2 protein-coding genes are annotated in these 2,732 nt (G+C 62.6%); both read left to right on the top strand.

From position 1 onward, the window contains the following. Positions 1-856, top strand: an 856-nt coding sequence (locus tag OXG98_09175) for a DUF1573 domain-containing protein (protein ID MCY3772178.1), incomplete at its 5' end; no start/stop codon positions are given. 62 nt (positions 857-918) lie between these two features. Continuing rightward, on the top strand, positions 919-2,732 hold a 1,814-nt coding region (locus OXG98_09170), incomplete at its 3' end, for a hypothetical protein (GenBank protein MCY3772177.1).

Below are 2,732 nucleotides of genomic sequence, written 5' to 3'. Positions count from 1 at the left end.
CACCAATCAGGGCAACCGGGATTTGCGGGTGCAGTCCGTCAAAACCTCGTGCGGCTGTACCGCCGCGGTGATTGCCGCGGATACCATCCCGCCCGGCACGGAGGGCACTATTCAGGCCACGTTTGACACCAAGCGGTTTGCCGGCCAGAAGGCCAAAGACATCCGTGTCCATACCAACGATCCCCTCAGACCGGTCACGACCCTGACGCTCCGGGGAGAGATTACCGTCGAGGTGCAGGTGCAGCCGGCCCAGCTGTATCTGGGACGGCTCCAGCGCGGCTCCCCCACCACACGCACGGTCACGGTCCTGTACGATGAAAACAAATCCCTGGAAATCACAGACATTACCAACGCCAATCCCGCCATCAGCGTCCGGGCCGAAGACGCCCAGGTCGAGGGCAAAAAGGGCAAGGCGCTTCGGGTGAGCGTCTCCAAAACCGTGCCGCGTGGCCCGCTCAACGACACCATTACGGTTACCACCACGAGCCAAAGAAAGCCGACCATCAGTATTTCGGTCGTAGGCAACGTCGAGGGCGATATCAGTGTCTCGCCCTCCCAGGTCTCGTTCGGGGTCGTCCGCCAGGGAGTCGGCGAGACGCGGACGGTGCGCATCAAGAACCGCTCCGCCCAGCCCCTCGGCATCGGACAGGTGCGGAGTTCGCTTGACAACGTTGTTCCCGAGCTGACCGAGGTCACGCCGGGCAAAGAGTTTGAGTTGCGCTTGCATATCACGGGCGACACCGAGCCGGGCCGGATACGCGGCAGCGTTGAGGTCATGACCGACCATCCCGAAGAAACACAGCTCACGATTCCCCTGTTCGGTATTGTCGCTGCCGCGCAGCAGGCCAGCCGCTAATACCGTCCATGGATGTGGGTCCGTCTCTCGCCGCTCCCCTCTCGGTTGCCCTTGAGACAACAGTGCGGCTCAGTGCTGCCGCGCCCACTCCCAACGTCATCCGCCTGGCCGGCCTCAAGGGCGCGGCCCGAGCGTTTTTCATAGCCCGTCATCTGCAACACACGCCGCAGCCAACGCTGTGCGTGCTGCCGTCGGATAAACAGGCCGAGACCTTCGCCGCGGACCTGCGCTTCTTTATCGGACAGGACCTCGCCCCGCGGGTCCGCTACTACCCGGCCTGGGACGTGTCGGTGGCCGACGGCCTGTCTCCCAACAGCGAGGTTGTCGCCGCGCAGATTGAGGGGCTGTACGATGCGCTCTCGGTCGCCACGCCCATTCTCGTCACCTCGGCCCAGGCCCTGCTGCAACGGCTCCTGCCCCAGGAAGAATTCATCACCGCCACCTTCCGGCTGCGGACCGGCGAAGAACTGCCGCTGTCCGCCTTCGTCGATTACTGCTTGCAGTGGGGCTACCGGCGGGTCCCGCTGGTTGAGGAAAAAGGCGAAATCAGCGTCCGTGGGGGGATTGTCGATCTCTTCCCGCCGCTCGCCCGGCATCCACTGCGGGTCGAGTTCCTTGGAGACAACATCGAGACCATGCGCTCGTTCGATCCGGCCTCGCAGCGTTCGCTCGATGCCTGCGAAGAACTCATGGTTTTACCCATGCGCTTCTTTTCGGTCGCGCGTCTCCAGGCCGCCTGGCGCACGATTGAAGAGGCGCTGGAGGCAGGAGATATCTCCCATCGGGAACAGCAGCGGATTATCGAGAACCTCAAGAGCGGATTGCCTTTCCCTGGGGTCGAGTTCTTCCTGCCGTATCTCTATCCTGACCTGGAACACCTCGGGGAGTATCTGCCCCGTGGAACGGTCGTATGGTCCCTGGACCCGTCCGAACAGGAAAACGCGAGTGTGACGTTTTGGGAACAGCTTGAATCACGAGTGGCCACGGCCCGAGAGGCCGGTCGGTTTGTGCCGCCTCCCGAGCACTATTACCTGTCGGCGAAACAGGAGTTGGACGGGCGTGCGGCCTTCTTAACCGTCGAGGCGCGCGGCCTGGAAACTGTCGAAAAGAGTAAACGTCCCCTCCAGCCAGACGAAAAGGCTGGGGACGTTCACTCTTCGGCCGATTGTACTGTCACTTCAACACTGCATCTTGGCCTGAGACCCGGTGCGTCTCCTCAGGGTGCGGAAAAAAGTCTGGTCCCTCTCGTCGCGCATATCCGGCGCTGGCAGGACGAGCGGCAACAGGTCTATCTGACCGTTTCGAGTCAACGCCAGGCCGACCACCTCCAACATCTCTTGCTTGGCCATGAGTTGGAACTCCCCATCGAACAGGCGCGGGTGTGGGACGTGCAGAGGAAAGAGCGCCAGCACCCGCGGGCCGCGATTGTGGTTGGGCATCTGTCGCAGGGTTTTACCCTGCCTGCGGATGGGCTGGTCTTCCTGGCCGAAGAAGAGATTTTTGGCGAGCGCCGCCACAGACGGCGTTCCCGGCCGCGTCCGGTGGCCGACTATCTGACCGGACTCAGCCAACTGGCTGCCGGCGACTATGTAGTCCACACCGACCACGGCATTGCCCGCTATCACGGGCTCCAGCACCTGAGCGTGGCCGATACCACGGGCGACTATCTCCACCTCGAATATGTCGGCGGCGATAAACTGTACGTGCCGGTTGAGCGCATCAATCTGGTCCAGAAGTATGCGGGCGCGGACGGAAAAGAACCCAGCCTGGACCGCTTGGGCGGCCAGTCCTGGGAGCGCGTCAAGCGCAAGACCAGGGAAGCCATTCAGGCCATGGCCCGTGAGCTGCTCGAAATTCATGCGGTTCGGGAAAGCGT

This window comes from Gemmatimonadota bacterium (assembly GCA_026706345.1).
In the GTDB taxonomy this organism is placed as follows: Bacteria; JAAXHH01; JAAXHH01; order JAAXHH01; family JAAXHH01; genus JAAXHH01.
The sequence above is the reverse complement of the archived record's forward strand: the minus strand, read 5'-3'. Positions and strand labels throughout refer to the sequence as shown.